The organism is Allobosea sp. Root381 (assembly GCF_001429395.1).
GTDB lineage: Bacteria > Pseudomonadota > Alphaproteobacteria > Rhizobiales > Beijerinckiaceae > Allobosea.
Genome location: NZ_LMJT01000010.1, coordinates 46362 through 66509 on the forward strand (window position 1 = coordinate 46362; position 20148 = coordinate 66509).

The following is a 20148-nucleotide window of genomic DNA, read 5'->3' on the forward strand; positions in this document are numbered from 1 at the left end:
GCGGTTGCCCCCGGGCAGGCCGGCTCCCGGACATGATCCTACGAAGTCGGCGGTCGGCGCAGGACGGAGCGCGGAGGAACGTCCCCATGTCCCTCCGTCCGGTCCCGGTAGAGGGCGGCGCGCGCAAGCAGCATCAGCGTGACCGGCGTCGTGACGCTGATGAAGACGCCGATGAGGATCTCCTGCACCACGGGGCGCGATTCGAGGACCGTGAAACAGATGATCGAGGCGAGCAGGATCGAACCTGTCCCCCAGCTCGTGCCGAGCGTCGGCGCATGCACCCGCTCGAAGAAACTGCGGAAGCGCAGCGTACCGATCGCCCCGAGCAGCGTCAGCCCCGCGCCAATGAGGACCAGAGCGGACGTCAGCAAGGCCGCCCAGGCGGGCAGGTTCTCGGCATGGCTCATTCGATCACCTCGCCGCGCATGAGGAACTTGGCGAGCGCGATGCTCGAGGCGAAGCCGAGCACGCTGATGATCAAGGCGGCCTCGAAATACAGGGAATTGCCGGAGCGGATGCCGATCGTCAGGATCAGCAGCATGGCGCTGACATACATGGCGTCCAGGCAGAGCACGCGGTCCTGCGCACGCGGCCCGCGGATCAGCCTGTAGGCGCTGCACCCCATCGCGCCGACCAGCATCGTCTGGGCGGCGGTCACCGACCACAACAGGATCGCCGCGGTCATTCGAAAATCTCCATGAGCGGCGCCTCATAGTGGTTCTTGATCAGGGAGACCCACTCGGCCTCGTCGACGAGGTCGAGCACATGCAGCAGCAGGACACCGGAATCCGGAGCGTATTCGACCCAAGCCGTGCCAGGCGTGCTGGTGACGATGCAGGACAATATGGCGAGGCCGGTCCGGTCGCGGAGCTCGATGGGTATGATGACGAAACCGGAGACACGGTCGGGGCGGTTTCTCCGGATGACGAGGCTGGCAACGGCGAAGTTCGATCTCAGGATGTCCAGCATCACCATTCCCAGCAGCTTGGGAATGGGCTGCCATCGCCGGATCCGTGGCTTCGCCGGCTGGAGCGCCGCCATGGCACGGGACGCTCCCATCGCGACGACGGTCCCGAGGAGGAACTGCCCGACCGAGAACGAGGTCAGCAGCAGCCACATCAGAAGCAGCGCGGCGGTCAGGAGCGGATAGGGCAGCACGCGGCTCATCGGGATGCGCCCTGCGGTTGGCCCGTGCCCATGACGCCCTGGATATAGGTCGAGGGGGCGTGCAGGGCATCGGCCGCGGCATTGGTGTAGCTGAGCATCGCGCCGCCCTGCACCGCAAGGTACATGCACAACGCCAGCAGTGCGAGGATCGGCGCGACCTCGACCACGAGCACGCGCGGAATGATCACCTCCAGCGGCGCCCAGAAGGTTCGGATACCGGTACGCATCATCGCGATCAGCGCGGCCAGGCCGGACAGGATGACCAGCGCGACCAGCAGCCAGATATGCCCCGGAATCGCGGCCTGCGCCCCGAGCCCCCCCGGATTCAGCATTCCCGTCAGCATGGAGAACTTGGCGATGAAGCCGGACAGCGGCGGAAGGCCCGCGAGCAGGATCGCGACGCAGCCGAACGAGATACCGAGCACGGCGAGCGCTCCCGGCATAGCGACGCCGACCTCCTCGTCCTCATGCTCCTCGCTCTCGTCGGCCTCGCCGCCATAGGCCTCCAGGGTGACGGCCAGCACGTCCGCCGCAGGTTCGCGGGCGCGCTCGACCAGCTCGATCAGCATGAAGAAGGCCGCGACGCTGAGGGTCGAGCTGACGAGGTAGAACAGGGCTCCGGACACGACCGCGCTGTTGCCGATGCCGACGGCCGCGAGCAAGGTCCCCGAAGAGATCAGCACGCTGTAGCCGGCGAGCCTGCCCATCGCCTGGGAGGCGAGCACCCCGAATGTCGCAAAGGCGATCGTGGCCATGCCGCCCCACAGCAAGACCGTGCCGCCGAAGCCGCCGGCATCCACCGTCGCGGGGCCGAACAGCAGGAGGGACAGGCGCAGCAGCACATAGGTCCCGACCTTGGTCAGCACGACGAAGATCGCGGCGACTGGGGCGGCCGCTGCCATATAGGCGGATGGGAGCCAGAAGCAGAGCGGCCACATCCCGGCCTTGACCAGGAAGGCGGTGCCGAGGATCGCGATGCCTGCGCGCAGCAGCGTCTGGTCCTCGGCGGGCACGGCCGGCAGGCGAACGGCCAGATCGGCCATGTTCAGCGTTCCGGCGGTGCCGTAGATCAGGCTGACGCCGATGAGGAAAAGCAGAGATGCGGCCAGGTTGATCGCAATATAATGCAGCCCGGCGCGAACCCGGAATGCGCCGGAACCGTGCAGCAGCAGGCCGTAGGACGCCGCCAGCGTGACCTCGAAGAACACGAAGAGGTTGAACAGGTCGCCCGTCAGGAAGGCGCCGCCCAGCCCCATCAGCATGAACTGCAGGAGCGTATGGAAATGCGGCCCGGCCGCGTGCCAGCGCGCCGTCGAGTAGACGAGCGAGGCCAGCGCCAGCACGGCCGTGAGCGCGAGCATCAGCGCCGACAGCCGGTCGAGCACGAGCACGATGGCGAATGGCGCGGGCCAGTCGGCAACGGCATAGGCGGTGGAAAGGGCCGGGCCGGCGTCCGGAGCCGCGTCCGCCATGCGCAGCAGAGCGACGGCCGTCAGCAGGAGCAGCACGGTCGAGGCCACGCTGAGCAGCGCCTTCAGCGTATGGCGCAGTTCGTCGATCAGCAGCAGAGCCGCCCCCGTGATCATCGGGAGCAGGATCGGGACGATGAGAAGGTGCTTCGTCCACTCCATCAGCTCGACTCGCGCCCATCGACATGGTCGTTGCGCGTCAGCCCGCGGGCGACGAGCAGCACGACCAAGAGAAGGGCGGTCGTGGCGAAGCCGATGACGATCGCAGTGAGCACGAGCGCCTGCGGAAGCGGGTCGGCATAATCCGCAGGGTTAGCTGCGCTGGCGCCGTCGAGCACCGGGGCCGCGCCGACGCGCAGCCGGCCCATGCTGAAGATGAAGAGGTTCACTGCATAGGAGAGCAGCGAGAGGCCGATGACCAGCTGATAGGTGCGCGGGCGCAGCACGAGCCAGACGCCCGATCCGGTCAGAACTCCGATGGCGATCGCAAGCGTCAGTTCCATCTCTGGCGCTCCTCCTCGAGGCGGGCCGCCACACGCAGGCGGCGGATGGATTGGTGGGCGATGGCGATCAGCATCAGCACCGTGGCGCCGACCACGAGGCTGAACACGCCGAGATCGAACAGGGCGGCGCTCGCCATCGGTACCTTCCCGACGAACGGCACCTCCACATATCGGAAATAGGAGGTGAGGAAGGGGTCTCCCAGCAGGATCGAGGCCGTTCCGGTGAAGGCCGCCAGCAGCAGACCGCCGCCGATCCAGGCCACCGGAAGGATGCGGAGCCTGTCCTCGACCCAAACCGTGCCCCCGGCCATGTACTGCAGGATGAACCCTGCCGCCATCGCGACGCCGGCCGCGAAACCGCCGCCCGGCGCGTCGTGGCCGCGCAGGAAGAGATAGGCGGCCAGCACGATGACGACTGGGAACATCCACTGCATGATCACGGACGGCACGTAGAGATACTCGGCCTTGGTCGCTCCGGCCTCCACCTCGGGCTCGGCTTCCTCGGTGGACCGCTGGACGCGCTGCTGCTCGGGCCGCTCGATGCTGTCGGGGGCCGGGCGGAAACGCCGCAGCAGCGCGAAGACGGTCAGCGCCACGATGCCAAGCACCGTGATCTCGCCCAGCGTGTCGAAGCCGCGGAAATCGACGAGAATGACGTTGACGACGTTGCGGCCGCCGCCTTCGGCATAGGCCTTTTCGACGAAGAAGTTCGCGATCGTCTCCGGCGGCGCGCGCGTCATCACGGCATAGGAGATCGCCGTCATGCCGAGCCCCGCGACGATGGCGATGGCGAGGTCGCGGAAGCGGCGCAGCCGCGGCATCCACCCCCCCGGTTCCGCGACGTCCTGCGAGCGCTTGGGCAGCCAGCGCAGGCCGAGCAGGATCAGCACCGTGGTGACGATCTCGACGACGAGCTGGGTCGCCGCGAGGTCCGGCGCCGACAGCCAGACGAAGGTCACGCAGGTGACGAGCCCCGTCGCGCCGAGCAGGGCGAGCGCCGCGAGGCGGTGGAACTTGGCCTGATAGGCGGCCGCGACCGCGCAGATCATCCCGACCGACCAGAGCCCGGTGAAGGCGAAATCCGTCGCGCCATTGCCGAAGGTGCCGAAGGTGAGGCCCGAGGCGAGCAGCGGCACCGTCCCTGCGGCGACCGCGGCTGCGATCACCAGGCGCATCTGCGGCTGGAGACGCCTCGTGCCGAAGACGTCCTCGATGAGATGCGCCCAGCGCCAGGAGATCGCGACCATGACCCGCTCGAAGATGCGCTGTCCCTGGATCCGGCCAAGAAGCAGAGGACGCTCCGAACGTGCGAGATAAGCGCCGGCGCAGAGATAGAGCAGAGCGCCGCCGGCGAGCGCGACCACGCTCATCGCCAGCGGCAGGTTGAAGCCGTGCCAGATCGCCAGGCTGTATTGCGGCGTTGCATCGCCCAGCACGGACGCGACGGCTACGTGAAGGAACGGGCCGATGGTCAGGGCGGGAATGATCCCGATGACGAGGCACGCGATGACCAGAAACATCACCGGAAACCGCATCCAGAACGGCGGCTCGTGCGGCTCGCGGGGGAGATCCTGGGGAGGCGCTCCCAGGAAGATCGAATGGATCAGCCGCAGCGAATAGGTGACGGCGAGCGCGCTGCCGAGCACGGCCGCGTAGGGGGCGGCCGTGTCCAGCCAGGAATCGGCGTGCGTCTCCACGGCTTCCGCGAAGAACATCTCCTTCGAGAGGAAGCCGTTCAGCAGCGGCACGCCCGCCATCGCGGCGCTCGCCACCATCGCCAGCGTTGCCGTGATCGGCATGTAGCGGAACAGGCCCGAGAGCTTGCGCAGGTCGCGCGTGCCGGTCTCGTGGTCGATGATGCCGGCCGCCATGAACAACGATGCCTTGAAGGTCGCATGGTTTAGCATGTGGAAAATCGCCGCCACCGCAGCGAGCGGGCTGCCGAGGCTGAGCAGCAGCGTGATCAGGCCGAGATGGCTGATCGTGGAGTAGGCGAGGAGCCCCTTCAGGTCGTGCTGGAACATGGCGAGATAGGCGCCGAGCACGAACGACGCCATGCCCGCGATGCCCAGGATCATGAACCATTCTGGCGTGCCGGAGAGCACCGGCCAGAGCCGCGCCATCAGGAACACGCCGGCCTTCACCATCGTGGCCGAATGCAGGAAGGCCGAGACCGGCGTGGGGGCCGCCATGGCGTTGGGCAGCCAGAAATGGAAGGGAAATTGCGCGCTCTTGGTGAGCGTGCCGAGGAGGATCAGTACGAGCGCCGGGACGTACAGCTCATGCGAGCGGATGAGGTTGCCCGACCGGAGGACGGCGTCGAGGTCGTAGCTTCCGACGATATGGCCGAGGATCAGCACGCCGCCGAGCAGGGCGAGGCCTCCCATGCCGGTGATCGTCATGGCCATGCGAGCGCCGTCGCGCGCCGCCTGGGTGTGGTGCCAGTAGCCGATCAGCAGGAAGGAGAAGATGCTGGTCAGTTCCCAGAACACGACCAGGAGGATCAGGTTGCCCGAGAGCACCACCCCCAGCATCGACCCGGTGAACGCCAGGAAGAACATGTAGAACCGGCGGACCGGATCCTCGGCCGAGATGTAGTACCTGGCATAGATGACGACCAGGAGCCCGACGCCACTGACGAGCAGCGCGAAGATCCACGCAAACCCGTCCATCCTCAGGGTGAAGTTCAGCCCGAGAGACGGAAGCCATTCGGCCTGGAGCCGGACCGCGTCCGTGGTGCTCACCGACGGATAGAGCGAGACGGCCAGGATCAGGCAGGCCAGCATGGTGAGCCCGGTGATCCAGGTTGCCGGCTCGCGCGAGCCGCCCGGGGACAAGACCACGGCCAGGCTGCCGATGAACGGCAATGCGAGGATCAGCAGTAGCAGGAAGGGCTCCATCGTTCTCCTTCGCCTGGGCGGCACTGTCCGTTCTTAGGCCATGCAATGCGATCCGCACAACGCCGAGTGGACGGTGAAAACCAGAGATTGCGCGATTTCGCGCGTCGCCGGCGGGCCGACCGCCTCAGCTTCGACCCATGGCACGCGCAGATGTCAGTTCCGCTTGCGCGTAACCGACCGCCGGTTAACAGCCCGCGTAACAAAATTCCACGAGGCGTGGCGACGCATGTGCCGCCCGGCGGCGCCGAGCTGGCCGGGGCGGACCCGTCAGGACGATTGCTGGCCGAGCCCCAGCATCCGCCGGGCCAACCCCGGGTCGCCGCCGCCGGCGAAATCGTCGAAGGCGGTCTCGGTGACGCGGATGATGTGGTCCGCGATGAAGCGCGCGCCCTCGCGGGCGCCGTCTTCCGGAGCCTTAAGCGCGCATTCCCATTCGAGCACGGCCCAACGGTCGTAGCCGTACTGCGCGAGCTTCGAGAAGATCGCCTTGAAATCGACCCGCCCGTCGCCGAGCGAGCGGAAACGCCCGGCCCGCTCGACCCAGGAAGCGAAGCCCGAATAGACGCCCTGCCGGCCGTTCGGCCGGAACTCGGCATCCTTCACATGGAAGGCGCTGATCCGTTCGTGATAGATGTCGATGAAGGCGAGATAGTCGAGCTGCTGCAGCAGGAAATGCGAGGGATCGTAGTTGATCCGGCAGCGCTTATGGCCACCCAGCCTGTCGAGGAAGAGCTCGAAGGTCGCGCCGTCGAACACGTCTTCGCCGGGATGAATCTCGAAGCCGACATCGACGCCATGCTCCTCATAGACGTCGAGGATCGGCCGCCAGCGTCTGGCCAGCTCGGTGAAGGCCTCGTCGACCAGCCCGGCCGGCCGCTGCGGCCAGGGATAGAGGAAGGGCCAGGCCAGCGCGCCGGTGAAGCTGACCGAGCCGTCGAGCCCGAGCCGGCGCGAGGCTTTCGCCGCTAGTTTCATCTGTGCCACCGCCCATTCCTGCCGCTCGGCCGGCTTGCCGCGCAGCTGCTCCGGCGCAAAAACGTCGAAGGCCGCGTCGTAGGCTGGATGCACCGCGACGAGCTGGCCCTGGATATGGGTCGAGAGCTCGGTGATGACGACGCCGTTCTCGTCCGCGATGCCGGCGATCTCGTCGCAGTAATCCTGCGAGGCTGCCGCCTTCTCGAGATCGAACAGGCGCCCGTCATTCGAGGGCAGCTGCACGCCGCGATAGCCGAGCTCCGCCGCCCAGCGGGTGATGGCCGGCCAGCTGTCGAACGGCGCCTTGTCTCCCGCAAACTGCGCGAGAAAGATCGCGGGGCCCTGCATCGTCTTCGGCATCTCGTCCTCCGGTTGGCCGGACGATGCCGCGATCGCCCCTGCTCGGTCCAGACCATGGCACTGCAATTTTGCTCAACATCTTCCGCTATTCTTCAGCCTGAATTAAGCCGAAGTTCGGTCTTGAGCGGGTCGATGCCTCGCGGCAAGCTCCGGGCTAACGACCGCGACAAGGTCGAACGAGGAAACACAGGAGGCCCGTTATCGCTCTGCCCTGGCACGCCTTGAGTCCCGATGAGCTCGCGCTGCTGGAAGCGGCGTTCTGGGCCGGCGGGGTGGCGCGCCATTCGCTTGCGGATACCTTGCAGTTTTCCCGCAGCAAGACCAATGCGCTCGCCGCCGGACTGCTCGATCAGGGCCTGCTCGACGAGGCCGGCGTGCAGCATTCCACCGGCGGCCGCCGCCCGGAAACCCTGCGCGTTCATGGCCGGATCGGCGTGCTGATCGGCGTCGATATCGGCGCGACCAGCCTCGACATCGCGCTGCTGCAGCCGGATCTGAGCGTGATCGCGCGCCATTCGCAGGAGGCCGACGTCCAGGCCGGGCCGGGGCCGATCATGGCGCGCCTGCGCGCGCTGTTGCCCGCCATGCTGGCGCAGAACGGCATCGCTCGCGAGAGCGTCCTGGCGGTCGGCATCGGCGTGCCCGGCCCGGTGAATTTCACGGCAGGCCAGCTCGTCAATCCGCCGCTGATGCCGGGCTGGGACAGTTACGCCATCCGCGACGACCTGCGCGAGATCCTCGACGCCCCGGTCTTCGTCGACAACGACGTGAACCTGATGGCGCTCGGCGTGCTCTGGCGCCAGCGCCGCCAGATCGAAAACTTCCTTGTCATCAAGGTCGGCACCGGCATCGGCTGCGGCATCGTCTGCCATGGCGAGCTCTATCGCGGCGCCAGCGGGTCGGCCGGTGATATCGGCCATATCTGCGTCGACCCGGAGGGCCCGCTCTGCCGCTGCGGCAATCGCGGCTGCGTCGAAGCGATGGCGGCCGCTCCCGCGATCGTCGCCATGGGCGTCGAGGCAGCCGGGTCGGGCCGCAGCGAGGTTCTCTCCCGCAAGCTCGCCGAGCAGGGCGCGCTGCATGCGGGCGACATCGGTGCGGCCTGCCGCGACGGCGATGCCGAGGCCGACGCGATCGTGCGCCGCTCGGGCCGGCTGATCGGCCAGGTGCTGGCGGCGCTGGTGAATTTCTACAACCCCTCGCATGTCTTCATCGGCGGCGGCGTCGCCGCGATCGGCCCGATGTTCCTCGCCGCCATCCGCCAGAGCGTGAACCAGCGCTCGCTTGCGCTCTCGACACGCCATCTCGAGATCACCTCCGCGCCGCTCGGCCCGGAGACGGGGCTGATCGGCGCCGGTGTGCTGGCGATGCGCGAGGCGCTGCGTACGGGGAGCCCGGCATGATCGCGAAAGAGCGGAGTCCGGGCGATCACGGCCTCGCCGTTGCCTTCGACGGCATCGTCAAGCGCTTCGGCCCGGTCGAGGTGCTGCACGGCGTCTCCTTTGCGCTCGAGCCCGGACGGGTCTACGGCCTGCTGGGCGAGAACGGCGCCGGCAAGTCGACGCTGATGAAGATCCTGGCAGGCTACGAGCAGCCGAGCGAGGGCCGCGTCCTGGTCGGCGGCGAGCCCGTTGCGTTCGCCGGTTCGCGCGACGCCGAGAAGCGCGGCATCGTCCTGATCCACCAGGAATTCAACCTGGCCGAGGATCTCTCGATCGCCGGCAACATCTTCCTCGGCCATGAACGGCGCAGCGGCTGGTTCCTCGACGAGGCTATGATGCGGCGCGAGGCTGCCGCGGCGCTGCAGCAGGTCGGGCTCGAGCGCGTTCCGGACACGCCGGTGCGCCAGCTCATCGTCGCGGAGAAGCAGCTCGTCGAGATCGCCAAGGCGCTCTCGCGCAAGGCGCGGCTGCTGATCATGGACGAGCCGACCGCGACGCTGACCCCCTCGGAGGTCTCGCGCCTGTTCTCGCTGATCGAGCGCATGCGCGCCGACGGCGTCACCGTCGTCTACATCTCGCACAAGCTCGACGAGGTCGAGCGCATCACCGACGAGGTGATCGTGATGCGCGACGGCAAGCTGGTCGGGCGCGCGCCGACCGCCTCGCTCAGCCGCCACGACATGGCGACGATGATGGTCGGCCGCGAGATCGCGGACCTGTTTCCCGTGAAGGAGGCTTTCGACGCGGCGGCGCCTCCCGCGCTCGCCGTCGAGAATTTCTCCGTGCCCGGCTGGGCGCAGGACATCTCCTTCGCCGTCCGTCCGGGTGAGATCCTCGGCTTCGCCGGGCTTGTGGGCGCGGGCCGGACCGAATTGTTCGAGGGCATTCTCGGCCTGCGGCCCGGCGGTGGCGCAGTCTCGCTGTCAGGGCGCCTCGTGACGTTGCGCTCGCTCGGCGAGGCCACCCGGCAGGGGCTGAGCTATCTGAGCGAGGACCGCAAGGGCAAGGGGCTGCATGTCGACTTCCCGCTCGCACCGAACCTGACCCTGATGGCGCTGGAACAATATGCCAGACCCTGGCTCGACCATGGCGCCGAGCGCAAGGCGCTGGCGCGCGCGGTCGACGAATTCGGCATCCGCACCGGCTCGCTTTCCGTCAAGGCAGCTGCCCTCTCCGGCGGCAACCAGCAGAAGCTCGCGCTTGCCAAGGTGCTGCATCCCAAACCGAGGGTTGTGGTGCTGGACGAACCGACGCGCGGCGTCGATGTCGGTGCCAAGCGCGAAATCTATTTCCTCATCCAGCGGCTGGCACGGCAGGGACTGGCCGTCGTCGTGATCTCCTCCGAACTGATCGAGCTCATCGGGCTGGCCCATCGGGTCGCGGTGATGCGCGGCGGTCGGCTGGTCGCGACCGTCGCTGGTGACGAACTGACGGAAGAGATCATGATCGCTCACGCCACGGGGAGCCGCCATGTCGCAGCCTGAGACCGCAGCGGCGCAAGCCGCCGACGCGCGCCGCGCCGAGGCCGGCCCCTCCTTCGCGGACCGGCTCGCCAGCTTCGGCCCGGTGATCGGCCTCGTGCTGCTCTGTGCTGCAGGCGCCGGGCTGAACAGCGATTTCGCGACGATGGACAATGCGCTGAACGTGCTCACCCGCACGGCGTTCATCGGCATCATCGCGGTCGGGATGTGCTTCGTCATCATCCTCGGCGGCATCGACCTCTCGGTCGGCTCGATGGCGGCCCTGATAGCCGGCTGCGTGATCATGTTCATCAACTGGGCGGCCGGCGCGGTGGGCTCGCCGCTGCTGGCGGTCATGCTCGGGGCCGGGCTCGCGATCCTGCTCGGCGGCGCCTTCGGCCTGATCCATGGCGTGCTGATCGCGAAGGGGCGGATCGAGCCCTTCATCGTCACGCTCGGCACGCTTGGCATCTACCGGGCGTACCTGACCTATTTCGCCGATGGCGGCGCGCTGACGCTGGAGAACAACCTCGCCGATCTCTATGCACCCGCCTATTACGGCAGCCTGCTCGGCGTGCCCGTGCCGGTGATCGCCTTCCTCGTCGTGGCCCTGATCGGTGCCGCGATCCTCAACAAGACGGCCTTCGGCCGGCATGTCCAGGCTATCGGTTCCAACGAGATGGTGGCGCGCTACGCGGCGGTTGACGTCGAGCGGGTCAAGATCCTGACCTATATGCTGCTCGGCATCTGCGTCGGCATCGCCACGCTGTTCTACGTGCCGCGGCTGGGCTCGGCCTCGCCGACGACCGGCCTGCTCTGGGAGCTGGAGGCCATTGCCGCGGTCATCGTCGGCGGCGCCGCGCTCAAGGGCGGCCAGGGCAGCATCATCGGCACCGTTGTCGGCGCGATCCTGCTCTCGGTCATCAGCAACATCCTCAACCTGACGAGCCTGATCAGCGTTTACCTCAACGCCGCCGTGCAGGGCTTCGTCATCATCACCGTCGCGTTTTTGCAGAAGGGCCGCCGCTGAAAGCGGGGCTGTAAAGGGAGAGAAGCCATGCTCAAGCAGACCAGACGCAGCCTCATGCTCGCCGCAGCGGGCCTCGCCTTCGCCGCAACCGGCGTCGCTGCCGAGCCGGTCAATCTCGGCGTCTCGATCCCGGCCGCGACGCACAGCTTCATGGGCGGCATCAACTACTGGGCGAACCAGGCGAAAAAGGAGCTTGAGGCCGCCCACAAAGACCTCAAGATCACGATCCGCACCGCCGCCAACGCGACCGAGCAGGCCAACCAGCTGCAGGATCTCAGCACGGTCAACAAGATCAACGCGCTCGTGGTCTTCCCCTTCGAGTCGGCGGCGCTGACGCGGCCGGTCGCCAATGTGAAGGCCAAGGGCACCTATGTCACCGTCGTCGACCGCGGCCTGACCGATACCGCGGCGCAGGATGCCTATGTCGCCGGCGACAACACCGCCTTCGGCAGGATTCCGGCCGAGTACATCGTCAAGACGCTCGGCGGCAAGGGCAATGTCGTGGCGCTGCGTGGCATCCCGACGACGCTCGACAACGAACGCATGGATGCCTTCAACGCCGTGCTCAAGGCCAATCCGGACGTCAAGCTGCTTGACGCGAAATACGCCAACTGGAACCGCGACGACGCCTACAAGGTGACGCAGGATTTCCTGACCCGCTTCAAGGACATCGATGCGATCTGGGCGGCCGATGACGACATGGCCTTCGGCGCCATCCGCGCCATCGACCAGGCAAACCGCAAGGACATCAAGGTGATCTTCGGCGGCGCCGGCGCCAAGGACATGGTCAAGCTGATCATCGACGGCAAGGATCCGCGCATCCAGGCCAATGTCAGCTATTCGCCGAAATTCATCTACGACGCGATCAAGCTCACGGCCGAGGCCCGCCTGAAGGGCGAGAAGCTGCCGTCGACGACGATCATCCCCTCGGTGCTGATCGACAAGAGCAACGCCAAGGACTTCCACTTCCCCGACTCGCCGTTCTGAACCGGCGCTGACAAGCGCCCGTCATTGCGAACGGAGCGAAGCAATCCAGCGTCGTAGAGCGCTACGTCCCCCTGGATTGCTTCGTCGGCTCACGCCTCCTCGCAATGACGGGCATCGACGCCTTCCCCGACATGGACCAGCCGATGACCGATGAAGCCCCGCAACGCCTGCGCTACGCCATGGTCGGTGGTGGACACGGTGCCTTCATCGGTGCGGTGCATCGCCATGCCATCGCGCTGGACGGCCTGGCCGAGCTGGCCGCCGGGGCGCTGTCCTCGACAGCCGAGAAGGCCCTCGCCTCGGGCCGCGCGCTCGGCCTCGCGGACGAGCATAATCATGGCAGCTGGCAGGCACTGCTCGACGCCGAGCTGAAGCGCGGGCCTGGCGAGCGCGTCGACGCCGTCGTGATCGTGACGCCGACCGACAGCCATTTTCCGATCGCCCAGGCCTTTGCGGAGGCGGGCTTCAGCGTCGTCTGCGACAAGCCGCTGGTTCATACCGGCCAGCAGGCGGACGCACTCGTCGCGACGGTGAAGGCGCAGGGCGGCGTCTTCGGCGTCACCTACAACTACACCGGCTACCCGATGGTGCGGCAGGCGCGCGAAATGGTGCGGTCCGGCGCGCTCGGCGCCATCCGCAAGGTCGTCGTCGAGTACAATCAGGGCTGGCTCGCCACCGCGCTGGAGACCACCGGCAACAAGCAGGCCGGCTGGCGCACCGATCCGGCCCGCAGCGGCATCGCCGGCGCGCTCGGCGATATCGGTTCTCATGCCGAGAATCTGGTCTCGAGCGTGACGGGGCTGGAGATCGAGGAACTCGTCGCCGATCTCGGAGCGCTGGTGCCGGGCCGCGCGCTCGACGACGACGCCAGCATGCTGCTGCGCTTCACCGGGGGCGCGCGCGGCGTGCTCGTTGCCTCGCAGATCAATGCCGGCATGGAGAACGACCTGCGCCTGCGTATCGCGGGCGAACTCGGCACGCTGGAATGGCGGCAGGAGGAGCCCAACCGTCTCGTCCACCATCGTCGCGACGGTGCGGCCGAGATTCTGACCCGCGGCTCGCCCTGGCTCGGCGAGGCGGCGCGGCGCGCCGTGCGCCTGCCCTCCGGCCACCCGGAAGGCTTCATCGAAGCCTTCGCCAATGTCTATCGCGGCATCTTCGCCGATATCCGCGCCCGGCGCGCTGGCAGCATGGCCGATCCCCTGGACGCCGATTACCCGCGCGTGACCGACGGAGCACGCGGCGTGCACTTCATCGAATGCGCCGTCGCATCCTCGGCGGCGCGACGCTGGACACGCTTCGAGCAGGCAAATTGAACCCGAGGCGCTTCCACCGCGACTAGTGGTGGAAGCCCGGAGGGAACCACATGTCATCGGCGCGTCCCCCTGATCGGAAAACGGTCCGCGAACCGCCCGGGACGCACAGGGGCAGTGACAGCGCGATGTCGCCCGATGAATCCGGCGGCTCGAACCCCAGGCCGATTTCAGTGATCGAAATCAGCCTGCTGGTGCTGGCGCTGGTTCTGCTCTGCGACGTCCTCAAGACCGCGACCGGGTGGTGATGGGGGCTCGCTCGGCCACGCGGATACTCCGTAGATCGACTGATCGAAGCTCCCGGCTGTGTGACCTGCATCACTGATGGGGGGCATGAATGGGCGCATATTCCCGACAGCCGGGGGGCGAAAGCTCGACGCAACCGTTCGGGAGGGTTCACCATGCCTGCATACGACCTGACGACACTGGCGGGCGGAAAGAAGACCATCGCGGCCCCGGTCATCGAAGCGCTCGCCTCGCAACTTCGCGGCAGCATCCTGGGCGCGAGTGACACGGATTACGACGGCGCACGCGCGATCTGGAATGGAATGATCGATCGCAGGCCCGGGCTGATCATACGCTGTCGGGACACAGGCGATGTCGTCGGCGCGGTTCGTTTCGCGAACGACAACGGGCTGCTCGTCTCGGTGCGTGGCGGTGGCCACGGCATTGCCGGAAATGCCGTCTGCGACGGCGGCGTGATGATCGATCTTTCGCAGATGAAATCGATCCGCGTCGATCCGGCCGCGCAGCGCGCTCGGGTCGAGCCGGGCGCGACGCTCGCCGATCTCGACAGGGAAACGCAGGCCGCCGGGCTGATCGTTCCGACGGGCGTCAACTCGACGACGGGTATCGCGGGGCTGACACTGGGGGGAGGCTTCGGCTGGATCACGCGGAAGTTCGGGCTGACGCTCGACAATCTGGTCTCGGTCGAGGTCGTGACCGCCGATGGCGAACTCCGGCGGGCGAGCGAGACCGAAGAACCCGATCTGTTCTGGGCCCTGCGCGGCGGCGGCGGCAATTTCGGGGTCGTGACGGCGTTCGAGTTCAGGCTTCACAAACTTGGGACGCAGGTGCTGGCGGGCCTGGTCGTGCATCCGCTCGAGGATGCCGAACGGGTTCTGAAGGAGTATCGCGAGGCGCTTGAGGCCGCTCCGGACGAGCTGACATGCTGGGCCGTGATGCGGCAGGCGCCGCCTCTGCCTTTCCTGCCGGAGGCGTGGCACGGTAAGGGCGTGCTGATCCTCGCCATGTGCCATTGCGGTGACCTTGCCGAAGGCGAGAAGGCGACGGCCAGGCTGCGCTCGATCGGCAAGCCGATCGCCGATGTGGTGGCGCCGGCCCCCTTCACCGCTTGGCAGCAGGCTTTCGATCCCCTGCTCACGGAGGGCGCCCGCAACTACTGGAAGAGCCACGACTTCACCGAGCTCTCCGATGCGGCCATCGCAGTCCTGATCGGCGCGGCGCGCCGTCTGCCGGGCCCCGAATGCGAAATCTTCATCGCCCATATCGGCGGTGCGGCGGGCCGCGTCCCGGCCGCTGCGACGGCATTCCCCCAGCGCAGCTCCCATTTCGTCATGAACGTCCATGCGCGTTGGCGCGAGCACGACATGGATCAGGCCTGCATCGGCTGGGCCCGGGAGGTGTTCTACAACGCAAGGCCCTATGCGGCCGGGACGGCCTATATCAACTTCATGCCGGCGGACGAGCTGGATCGTGTCCCGGAGGCCTATGGGGCCAGCTATCATCGCCTTGCCGCGCTGAAGCAGCGCTACGACCCGTCCAACCTGTTCCGCGTGAATCAGAATGTGATGCCGACGGCGAAGACAAGGGCCGCCTGAACCGCGTCGCGCGGGTCTATGGCAGATCGCGAATGACTGCCGATGCCGCAGGGTGGCGGACAAGCGCCCCCTGCGGCGGGGGGCAATTATCGGGAATCGTGGAACGCGGCGCTATTTGGGCACGCCGTTGATGACGAACAGGGCACGAATGAACTGATCCGGCGGGAAGCTGCCGAAACTGCGAGCATAAATCTCCTTCACGCGATCCGTGCGATAGAGCTCTGCCAGCGTGGCATCGACAAGCAGGCGCAGCTTCTCGTCGCCACGCGGCAGGGCCAGCGCATAGGTCTCGAAGGTGAAATACTGGTCGGAAAGCTTCATGCCGGAGCGGTTCTGGCTGCTGCGCAGATGATAGTTCAGGATCCCGCGGTCGGCGAAATAGGCGTCGATCTTTCCCGCGGACAGGTTCCGGACCCCGTCGGGATGGGCCTGCATCGGAATGATCTCGGCCGCGATCCCGAGTTGCGCCAAGGTCGTCTTCAGGACCTCCTCGGTCGTGGTGCCGCCGAGCACGCCGATCTTCCTGCCGCGCAGATCCTCGAGCCGGTTGAACTCATTGACCCGGTGCAGGACTCCGGCGCCATCGATGAAGGTCGGCAGCGAAAAATCGACGACGGCGCGACGCGACATCGTCATCGAGGTCGGATCGCAAAGGATGTCGATCTTCCCATCCCGCAGCGCTTCCAGCCGCGCGGTAGAGGGGACCTCGACATAGTCGATCTTGAGCGAAGCGAGCCCCTGCGCATTCTTCACGCCAGCGGCGACTTCCCGGCAAAGATCGACGATGTAGCCGGCCGGATCGCCGTTGGCCGTGCGGTAGGAATATGGCGGCGCATCGATCCGGAAGCCGAGCCGCAATGTCCCTGTCTCGCGGGCCCGTTCCAGAGTGTCGGCCGCCACGCTCGCCGTCGACATCGCTATGCCGAGAACCGCTATCAAAAAAGCTCGCATGGTCGCCTTCCGCCTTTAGGTCAGCGCGCACGATAGACCAGATGGATGAATCGAAAAACGTTGCCGCAATAGGCTAAGGCTTGCGGGCGCGGAAGGCGCACGGCTGGGATGAAGATTGATCAGGTCTGAGACCCTGGAACCGCCGGGGCTGCTTGCTCCTGCTCGTGCCCTGGGGAACAATCTCCGCCGGGCAGATTTGACCGAGGAAGACGAGGTTCGACGTTGGACGTACCGTTTGAAAATCCCCAATTCGAGATCAAGGTTCTGGACGGCCGCATATTTGATTGGGGGCTTCCCAGCTATCAGACCGACCTTTCAGCCGGAATCGACCTGTTCGCCTGTGTCGACACTCCGCTCGAAATCCAGCCGCAGGCTGCCGCCATTCTGATCCCATCCGGCATAGCCGTGCAGATGAACCATCCGAATATGGCGGCGTTCCTGCTGGCGCGCTCCGGGTTGGGCCACAAGAAGGGCTTGGTCCTGGGCCAGGGCGTCGGAACGATCGACGCCGACTATACCAATCAGATCTTCATCAGCGCCTGGCTGCGAAACGCGCCGGGCAGCGAACCGATCACGATCATGCCCGGAGACAGGATCGCGCAGCTCGTCTTCGTGCCGATCCTTCGTCCGACCTTCAAGGTCGTCGAGAGATTTTCGGCCTCGACCGGCCGCGGCGGCGGCGGTTTCGGCTCGACCGGCGTTTCCCACGGCGCATCGGGCGGCCCCGACACGACTCCAGAGGGAGCCAGCGCGTGATCCTACTCTCACGCCGCAGCCAGCTCGCCATCGCGGCGGTCGTCGATATCGCCCTCCATGCGAGGCCCTATCCCGTGGCGGCCAAGCTGCTGGCGGCGCGCCACCAACTGCCGCCGCGCCATCTCGAGACGCTGCTGCAGGCGCTGGTCCGGGCCGGCATCCTCAAGGGCGTCCGTGGCCCGCGCGGCGGTTATGAACTGGCGCGGGAACGGCGCCGCATCACCGCCGGCGACATCGCGCGCGCCGCTATGCAGGACGCCGGCGAGGAGGCGCTCGGCCCGGCGCCGCGCTCACGGCTTGTCGACGAGGTGATTGGGCCGGAGGTCATGCGGGCCTCCGAGGTTTTTCTCGCCGCGCTGGACGACGTCACGGTCGAGGAGCTTTGTAGGCGGGCGCAGCAGAGGAAGGTTCTGAGCGACACAGGGCTCGGTGCCGATTTTACAATATAGGTCGTGAATTATTCTATTCATCGACAGTGCTCGTGTATTGGCATAGCCTGATGGCCTGACGGCGGTGCGTGACCGTCGCTCCCAAGGAGGTTCCCATGGCAAAGGTGCCCGGCCGCGGCCGGATCTACGAGTCGATCACCGACACCATCGGCGATACGCCGCTGGTCAAGCTCAATCGCCTCCCGGCCGAGCGCGGTGTCAAGGCGACGATCCTGGCCAAGCTCGAATTCTTCAACCCGATCTCGAGCGTCAAGGACCGCATCGGCGTCAGCATGATCGACGCGCTCGAGGCTTCCGGGGCACTGAAGCCGGGCGGCACGCTGATCGAGCCGACCTCCGGGAACACAGGCATCGCGCTGGCCTTCGTCGCGGCCGCGCGCGGCTACCGGCTGATCCTTGTGATGCCCGAGACGATGTCGATCGAGCGGCGCAAGATGCTGGCCCTTCTCGGTGCCGAGCTGGTGCTGACGCCGGGCCCCGGCGGCATGCGCGGTGCCGTGGCCAAGGCCGAGGAACTCAAGAGCGAGATTCCGGGTGCGATCATCCCGCAGCAGTTCGAGAACCCGCATAACCCCGAGATCCACCGCAAGACCACCGCCGAGGAAATCTGGAACGACACGGAAGGCAAGGTCGACATCATCGTGTCCGGCGTCGGTACGGGCGGCACGATCACGGGCGTCGGGCAGGTCCTCAAGGCCCGCAAGCCCGGCCTGAAGATGATCGCGGTCGAGCCGGAGGATTCTCCGGTCCTGTCGGGCGGCGCACCCGGCCCGCACAAGATCCAGGGCATCGGCGCCGGCTTCGTCCCGGGCATCCTCGACCGCGCGGTGATCGACGAGGTCGTCACGGTCGGCAACCAGACCTCGTTTGAGACCGCGCGGGCCCTGGCGAAGAAGGAAGGCATTCCCGCCGGCATCTCGTCGGGCGCCGCGATCGCGGTGGCGCTCGAGGTGGGTGCACGACCGGAAAATGCCGGAAAGACGATCGTGGTGATCGTGCCCTCGTTCGCCGAGCGTTACATTTCCAGCGCTTTGTTCGAAGGGCTCTGAAGACTAAGCAGCCCCGGACCGGGCACGCCGAGATGAAGAAGGCCCGGTCCGCGCGACCGGGTCTTTTGCCATATCCGGCTCTTGCGCTCAGGCGCGCTTGGGGAAGATCAGCGTCACGCAGGTGCCGGGCCGGGCCGAATCCGGAGCGAGGGGCTTCGTGGTCATCGTCGCCTGCATGCTTCGCAGCAGGCTCGCGATCACGGTCTGGCCGAGCCCCTTGTTTTCGAGCTCGGCCGGCATCCCAATGCCGTCATCCTCCACGGAGAGGGCAAGGGCCGGCTCGCTCTCCAGGGGCGTCTCCTCGAAACGGATCACGATCTGGCCCTTCATCCCGTCCGGGAAGGCATGCTTGATCGCGTTCGTCACCAGCTCGTTGACGATCACGACGAAGGATACCGCGTCGCGCCCGGGCAGGCGGATCGAATCCATGGCGAGCTTCATGCCGATCGGGCGCCCTTCGGCGGCCTTGCCGATCTCTGCCAGCAGATCCTCCATATAGGGCCGTGCCTCGATCTCGTCGGTGTCGAGGTCGAGGCGCAGGCGGCGCTGCCCGGCGGCGATCGCCTGGATGCGCGCCTGTGCCTGCTGGAGGGCCAGGCGCACGGTGGGCTCGCGGCTCTGCCGACTCTGGACGTTAAGCAGCGCCGAGACCATGGCGAGATTGTTGCCGACGCGGTGGTTGACGTCGCGCAGCAGGGCCTCGATGCGCAGGTGTTCGTTCTCGAGTTCGCGGGTGCGCTCGCTGACGATCTGCTCCAGCTCGGCGTTGCTCATCGCCAGTGCCTGGCTGCGGCGGTGGCGGGTGCGCAGCTGCATCCAGGCCGCGAAGGCGAGCCCCGCCAGCGCCACGACGATGCCGACGCTCCCGAGCAGGCGCCGGCGCATCTCTCGGCGGTTCAGTGCGACGAGCCGAAGGTTCTCGGTCAGTTGGACCTGCTGGACCGCCTCGCGCAGCGCGTCCATGGCGCCGATGCCAGCGTCGTCGCGCATCGCGGCGAGCGCTTCCGCCGGGCGCCCGTCACGCACGAGTGCCACCATGGCATCGAGCTCTGCGAGCTTGCGCTCGGCCAGCGGCCGGAGCGCCGCGACCCGCTGCTGTTGCGGCGGATCGTTCTCGACCAGTCTTTCGAGCCTCTCGAGAGCCGGAAGGACGGCGTCGCGGCCGGTGGTGTAGGGGATCAGATAGCGCGCGGTATCGGTCAGCATGTATCCGCGCTGACCCGTCTCGGCATCGCGAAGATGCCCGAGGAAACGCTCGGCATTCTCGCGTACCGCGATTGCGCGCGAGACGCGCTCGGCCATTCGCTGCGCCTGGAGATTGATCCATGCCGCGAGCACGATGGCGACGGCGACGACGCCGATCGCGATGACGGTGGTCGTGGCCGAGCGGAGGCGCGCCCTGAGGGCCGGAATCATCGGGTACAGAAAGCGGTCCCGCGGCCTCACCCGACCTGGCATGAGGACCGTGTTGCAGGACGCGATCTCCGATCCGAGTG

General features: G+C 67.0%; 18 protein-coding genes. 9 read left to right on the forward strand and 9 right to left on the reverse strand.

What is annotated here, in order from left to right:
- Positions 1-38: 38 nt before the first annotated feature.
- The 7 genes from mnhG to ASE63_RS10830 form a co-directional block, all read right to left on the reverse strand.
- On the reverse strand, positions 39-407 hold the full coding sequence (gene mnhG, locus ASE63_RS10800; protein WP_056800777.1) for a monovalent cation/H(+) antiporter subunit G: 369 nt from the start codon (positions 405-407) through the stop codon (positions 39-41).
- A complete protein-coding gene (locus ASE63_RS10805) occupies positions 404-685 on the reverse strand; it encodes a K+/H+ antiporter subunit F (protein WP_056800779.1) in 282 nt (93 codons plus the stop codon). Before ASE63_RS10805 ends, mnhG begins: the two co-directional genes overlap by 4 nt.
- The gene (locus tag ASE63_RS10810; protein WP_056800782.1) at positions 682-1167 is read right to left on the reverse strand and encodes a Na+/H+ antiporter subunit E; all 486 of its coding nucleotides are present in this window, start codon (positions 1165-1167) and stop codon (positions 682-684) included. Before ASE63_RS10810 ends, ASE63_RS10805 begins: the two co-directional genes overlap by 4 nt.
- A complete protein-coding gene (locus ASE63_RS10815; RefSeq protein ID WP_056800784.1) occupies positions 1164-2801 on the reverse strand; it encodes a monovalent cation/H+ antiporter subunit D in 1638 nt (545 codons plus the stop codon). Before ASE63_RS10815 ends, ASE63_RS10810 begins: the two co-directional genes overlap by 4 nt.
- Positions 2798-3139: a Na+/H+ antiporter subunit C gene (locus ASE63_RS10820; protein ID WP_056800786.1), complete on the reverse strand. Its 342-nt coding sequence runs from the start codon at positions 3137-3139 to the stop codon at positions 2798-2800. Before ASE63_RS10820 ends, ASE63_RS10815 begins: the two co-directional genes overlap by 4 nt.
- Positions 3130-6039: a monovalent cation/H+ antiporter subunit A gene (locus ASE63_RS10825; RefSeq protein ID WP_056800788.1), complete on the reverse strand. Its 2910-nt coding sequence runs from the start codon at positions 6037-6039 to the stop codon at positions 3130-3132. The genes ASE63_RS10820 and ASE63_RS10825 overlap by 10 nt, the downstream gene beginning before the upstream one ends.
- Before the next feature lie 267 nt (positions 6040-6306).
- Positions 6307-7374 (reverse strand): sugar phosphate isomerase/epimerase, encoded by a 1068-nt coding sequence (locus ASE63_RS10830; protein ID WP_056800790.1) that lies wholly within the window; start codon positions 7372-7374, stop codon positions 6307-6309.
- 221 nt (positions 7375-7595) lie between these two features.
- On the opposite strand from ASE63_RS10830, the gene ASE63_RS10835 reads away from it, so the two are divergent.
- The 6 genes from ASE63_RS10835 to ASE63_RS10860 all read left to right on the forward strand — a co-directional run bounded on the left by ASE63_RS10835 (position 7596) and on the right by ASE63_RS10860 (position 15447).
- Positions 7596-8777 (forward strand): ROK family protein, encoded by a 1182-nt coding sequence (locus ASE63_RS10835; RefSeq protein WP_056800792.1) that lies wholly within the window; start codon positions 7596-7598, stop codon positions 8775-8777.
- Entirely contained in the window at positions 8774-10300 is a 1527-nt protein-coding gene (locus ASE63_RS10840; RefSeq protein ID WP_056800794.1) for a sugar ABC transporter ATP-binding protein, read from the forward strand. Before ASE63_RS10835 ends, ASE63_RS10840 begins: the two co-directional genes overlap by 4 nt.
- Positions 10287-11306, forward strand: coding sequence for an ABC transporter permease (locus ASE63_RS10845; protein ID WP_056800796.1), 1020 nt, complete (start codon positions 10287-10289; stop codon positions 11304-11306). Before ASE63_RS10840 ends, ASE63_RS10845 begins: the two co-directional genes overlap by 14 nt.
- A gap of 27 nt (positions 11307-11333) precedes the next feature.
- Positions 11334-12293, forward strand: a complete 960-nt coding sequence (locus tag ASE63_RS10850; RefSeq protein WP_056800797.1) for a substrate-binding domain-containing protein — start codon at positions 11334-11336, stop codon at positions 12291-12293.
- 143 nt (positions 12294-12436) lie between these two features.
- Positions 12437-13609, forward strand: coding sequence for a Gfo/Idh/MocA family oxidoreductase (locus tag ASE63_RS10855; RefSeq protein ID WP_056800882.1), 1173 nt, complete (start codon positions 12437-12439; stop codon positions 13607-13609).
- A gap of 398 nt (positions 13610-14007) precedes the next feature.
- Entirely contained in the window at positions 14008-15447 is a 1440-nt protein-coding gene (locus ASE63_RS10860) for an FAD-binding oxidoreductase (protein WP_056800799.1), read from the forward strand.
- Between the two features lie 111 nt (positions 15448-15558).
- Here ASE63_RS10860 and ASE63_RS10865 read toward each other — a convergent pair whose 3' ends face one another.
- Positions 15559-16398 carry an amino acid ABC transporter substrate-binding protein gene (locus tag ASE63_RS10865; RefSeq protein ID WP_082609832.1) on the reverse strand — a complete coding sequence of 280 codons (840 nt, stop codon included), beginning with the start codon at positions 16396-16398 and terminating at the stop codon, positions 15559-15561.
- A gap of 222 nt (positions 16399-16620) precedes the next feature.
- Here ASE63_RS10865 and dut point away from each other — a divergent pair, with 222 nt between their 5' ends.
- The 3 genes from dut to cysK all read left to right on the forward strand — a co-directional run bounded on the left by dut (position 16621) and on the right by cysK (position 18652).
- Positions 16621-17154 (forward strand): dUTP diphosphatase, encoded by a 534-nt coding sequence (gene dut / locus ASE63_RS10870; RefSeq protein WP_056800803.1) that lies wholly within the window; start codon positions 16621-16623, stop codon positions 17152-17154.
- Positions 17151-17603: an Rrf2 family transcriptional regulator gene (locus ASE63_RS10875; protein ID WP_056800805.1), complete on the forward strand. Its 453-nt coding sequence runs from the start codon at positions 17151-17153 to the stop codon at positions 17601-17603. The genes dut and ASE63_RS10875 overlap by 4 nt, the downstream gene beginning before the upstream one ends.
- A gap of 95 nt (positions 17604-17698) precedes the next feature.
- Positions 17699-18652 (forward strand): cysteine synthase A, encoded by a 954-nt coding sequence (gene cysK / locus ASE63_RS10880; RefSeq protein WP_056800884.1) that lies wholly within the window; start codon positions 17699-17701, stop codon positions 18650-18652.
- Positions 18653-18739: 87 nt separating this feature from the next.
- On the opposite strand, the gene ASE63_RS10885 is transcribed toward cysK, so the two are convergent.
- On the reverse strand, positions 18740-20068 hold the full coding sequence (locus ASE63_RS10885) for a CHASE3 domain-containing protein (RefSeq protein ID WP_056800807.1): 1329 nt from the start codon (positions 20066-20068) through the stop codon (positions 18740-18742).
- Positions 20069-20148: the final 80 nt, after the last annotated feature.

Excerpts from the sequence above, each read along its gene's own strand:
- ASE63_RS10865 (WP_082609832.1), bottom strand. The coding sequence starts at position 16,398 with ATGCGAGCTTTTTTGATAGCGGTTCTCGGCATAGCGATGTCGACGGCG.
- ASE63_RS10885 (WP_056800807.1), bottom strand. The coding sequence starts at position 20,068 with ATGATTCCGGCCCTCAGGGCGCGCCTCCGCTCGGCCACGACCACCGTC.
- ASE63_RS10805 (WP_056800779.1), bottom strand. The coding sequence starts at position 685 with ATGACCGCGGCGATCCTGTTGTGGTCGGTGACCGCCGCCCAGACGATG.
- mnhG (WP_056800777.1), bottom strand. The coding sequence starts at position 407 with ATGAGCCATGCCGAGAACCTGCCCGCCTGGGCGGCCTTGCTGACGTCC.
- ASE63_RS10810 (WP_056800782.1), bottom strand. The coding sequence starts at position 1,167 with ATGAGCCGCGTGCTGCCCTATCCGCTCCTGACCGCCGCGCTGCTTCTG.
- ASE63_RS10820 (WP_056800786.1), bottom strand. The coding sequence starts at position 3,139 with ATGGAACTGACGCTTGCGATCGCCATCGGAGTTCTGACCGGATCGGGC.
- ASE63_RS10855 (WP_056800882.1), top strand. The coding sequence starts at position 12,437 with ATGACCGATGAAGCCCCGCAACGCCTGCGCTACGCCATGGTCGGTGGT.
- ASE63_RS10845 (WP_056800796.1), top strand. The coding sequence starts at position 10,287 with ATGTCGCAGCCTGAGACCGCAGCGGCGCAAGCCGCCGACGCGCGCCGC.
- ASE63_RS10850 (WP_056800797.1), top strand. The coding sequence starts at position 11,334 with ATGCTCAAGCAGACCAGACGCAGCCTCATGCTCGCCGCAGCGGGCCTC.
- cysK (WP_056800884.1), top strand. The coding sequence starts at position 17,699 with ATGGCAAAGGTGCCCGGCCGCGGCCGGATCTACGAGTCGATCACCGAC.
- ASE63_RS10860 (WP_056800799.1), top strand. The coding sequence starts at position 14,008 with ATGCCTGCATACGACCTGACGACACTGGCGGGCGGAAAGAAGACCATC.
- ASE63_RS10840 (WP_056800794.1), top strand. The coding sequence starts at position 8,774 with ATGATCGCGAAAGAGCGGAGTCCGGGCGATCACGGCCTCGCCGTTGCC.
- ASE63_RS10830 (WP_056800790.1), bottom strand. The coding sequence starts at position 7,374 with ATGCCGAAGACGATGCAGGGCCCCGCGATCTTTCTCGCGCAGTTTGCG.
- ASE63_RS10825 (WP_056800788.1), bottom strand. The coding sequence starts at position 6,039 with ATGGAGCCCTTCCTGCTACTGCTGATCCTCGCATTGCCGTTCATCGGC.